This is a genomic window from Actinosynnema sp. NPDC091369 (genome assembly GCF_044757065.1).
Lineage (GTDB): Bacteria > Actinomycetota > Actinomycetes > Mycobacteriales > Pseudonocardiaceae > Actinosynnema.
Map to the genome: position 1 here is coordinate 1 of NZ_JBIVUG010000035.1, position 2,751 is coordinate 2,751.

At 68.0% G+C, this 2,751-nt stretch carries 1 protein-coding gene and 1 CRISPR repeat array; the gene reads left to right on the plus strand.

Annotated features, from left to right (window positions below; genetic code table 11):
* The first annotated feature begins 337 nt into the window (after window positions 1-337).
* Window positions 338-915: a CRISPR direct-repeat array (repeat unit 28 nt; unit sequence ATCTTCCCCGCGCGAGCGGGGGTGGTCC).
* A 1,349-nt stretch (window positions 916-2,264) separates the two neighbouring features.
* Entirely contained in the window at window positions 2,265-2,543 is a 279-nt protein-coding gene (locus tag ACIQMJ_RS40850) for a hypothetical protein (protein WP_499766391.1), read from the plus strand.
* The last annotated feature ends 208 nt before the right edge of the window (window positions 2,544-2,751 follow it).

The window sequence follows — 2,751 nt, forward strand, 5'->3', positions numbered from 1 at the left end:
CTGAACGCCTTCGAGATCGCCTTCGACGGCCGCCTGGCCGCCGGACGCAAGTAGCCCTCTTCAACCCGAGTTACACCGCTCGTTTGACAGACCCCGCACCGGCGGCAAGAACTGGAGCACAGCAGCCCGCCGACGCCGCTACGGCAAACGCTGACTCCAGCACGACCCGGCAACCATCCCTCACCGCCGGACAACGCGTCCGGAACCGCCCACCAAGACCACCGCGAGCCCTGACGCGAGTAATGCTCACTTCTGAGCTACCTGGTCGTCCATGCGCTTCCCGAGCAAACCGATGCCAGAATCGACTCGGGCTCCGTAACGTGCCTGGTCAGGAAGTATCTTCCCCGCGCGAGCGGGGGTGGTCCCATGGAGCCGCACAGGAAGTAGTCGGGGCGCAGATCTTCCCCGCGCGAGCGGGGGTGGTCCTCCTCCGGAGCCGACGAGCCCAGCGCCTGGACCATCTTCCCCGCGCGAGCGGGGTGGTCCGCGGCGGGAAGACACCCCCACGTGGAAACCGAAAATCTTCCCCGCGCGAGCGGGGGTGGTCCGCGGTGGTGAACGAGGACAGTCAGCTGCAGTACATCTTCCCCGCGCGAGCGGGGGTGGTCCGAAGCCGGTGTGCCACTGCCGCTCACCGCGGAGATCTTCCCCGCGCGAGCGGGGGTGGTCCGGCCATGGCCGTGATCGCGTCGCGCCGGTCCTGATCTTCCCCGCGCGAGCGGGGGTGGTCCCACGTCGATCATGCCCGCCGTGTCGCCCATGCGATCTTCCCCGCGCGAGCGGGGGTGGTCCTGTGGCGCTGGCGCTCTTGTTGGTGAGCGAACCATCTTCCCCGCGCGAGCGGGGGTGGTCCCTGGAACCGGCTCGGCCAGGCCGACCGGGAGCAATCTTCCCCGCGCGAGCGGGGGTGGTCCACTCGTTGCACACCGAGCGGTCGGTGCGCGTGAATCTTCCTCGCGCGCGAGCGGGGGTGGTCCCATGTCGGCGTTGATGCCGCCGTTCTCGGTTGCATCTTCCCCGCGCGAGCGGGGGTGGTCCGCCGCTCGCGCCGGCCGACGGCGGCAAGGCCGTATCTTCCCCGCGCGAGCGGGGGTGGTCCCCGCAGCGTCCACCCGGACACGTGGCCCGGGTCGCCTTCCCCGCGCGAGCGGGGGTCCGGGATGCCGTGCCGCCCGCCCGCGCCGTCGGACGTCTTCCCCGCGCGCGCGAGGGTGGTCCCGGGACGTAGCGGCGGGCGTCGTGTGGTGCGATGTCTTCCCGCGCCAGCTGGGTGATTCCCTGGTGGCGAAGCCTCAGCGCGACGCGTACGCGTCTTCCTCGCCCGAGCGGGGGTGGTCCCAGCCCCAGCCCACGTACCAAATCCGGATCGAAGTCTTCCCGCGCGAGCGGGGTGGTCCTGCTCGAGCGGCGTCGTCGCCGAAGGCGCGCCTGTCTTCCTCGCGCGAGCGGGGGCGGCCCCTGGCCCGGCCGATTGCCGCGCTTGTCCTGCTGTGTCTTACCTGCGCGAGCGAAGGTCCGGTCACGGCGTCCCACAGTCGGCAATCCATAGGTGACGTCACGTGGCCGCGCCAGCACCCCGTCCCCGAAGCGCAGCGACAGTCCGAGATTCGCGCCAGGATGCGTCGGTTCACGCCGCGCAGTCACCGGTACCGGCAGGTCAGGGCCGGCTCGGAGCGCTCGGCGCAGGTTGACGCCGGTTCACGCCAACGGGTGATGTTTGGCGTCGGTTGGCCGGATTCACCCGTTCGGGACGACCCCATTTGGCGTTGGTCAAAGATCTGGAGCGGGCCGCTCCTGATTTCGCTCCTAAACAGCGTTCACCAAGATCGCAAAGTTACCGGTCCGTGACCGCGGCTAATTTCAGGCACCGCGCGTCCGCTACGCCGCCATGTAGGCAACCGATCCTTTCGGCTGCACAGCAGCGCTCAGGAAGCGGTGCATGGTAAGATCCGCCTATGTTCCATCGCCAGCCAATGGCGCTGGTGAAGCGTTCCCTTTGTAGACCGTCAGATCCGGTAGGTCTGAGTTGGGTTCTCAGGCAGCGCGACAGATGACACTTAACCGTGGAAGGAGGATCGGTCCGTCGGCCGCAAAACGACGGGTAGCAGTTCAAGATCCACCCTTGCGCCCGTGACGCGAAGCTCCTCAGGTCTCGCCAAGCGGAGACACACTACCGAGGGCGGACCTTGGTTCACCAGCATTTGCTGGTCGAGCTGAGGCACGCCCACAGCTCGACCAGCCAGACGCGAAAGGCACCTCGGGTCGTGGTCGAGTGGATCATTCCCGTCGCAGGCGCGGGTATCACCGCGATTGCCACCGCTGTGGCCAAGGTTCATGTGGCGCGGTACAGGCACCAGTCGTTGCTGGCTCTGACAGCCAAGGCGCGGCCCCAGGACATTCCTGCGGTCGCGATGGCGGCGTTGCAGCCCAGGCAGCTCGGCCCATTCCGGCAATTGGGTGCGCCACCGGTCGGCGAACCGTCAATGGGCGATGACGGCCCAGCCGCCCAGCCTTCCGATCACGCGGTCGACGGCACCCTGTGAGGTGGCAGAACTCGACCCTGGCATGCTGAGCTGCGACGTTCGTGCTCGCTGAACCTCCAGGGCATGATCGTGAGGCGTGGCGTTACGACTGCCGTACCTGATCTTCGTCCCGACTAGTGGCGTGTCTCGGAGGGTTGACCCGGTAATCGGTCCTGTGGCCTGATCGGCCAGGCTGGTCCCGCATGTCGAGTGCGGGAGGTGGTTGTGG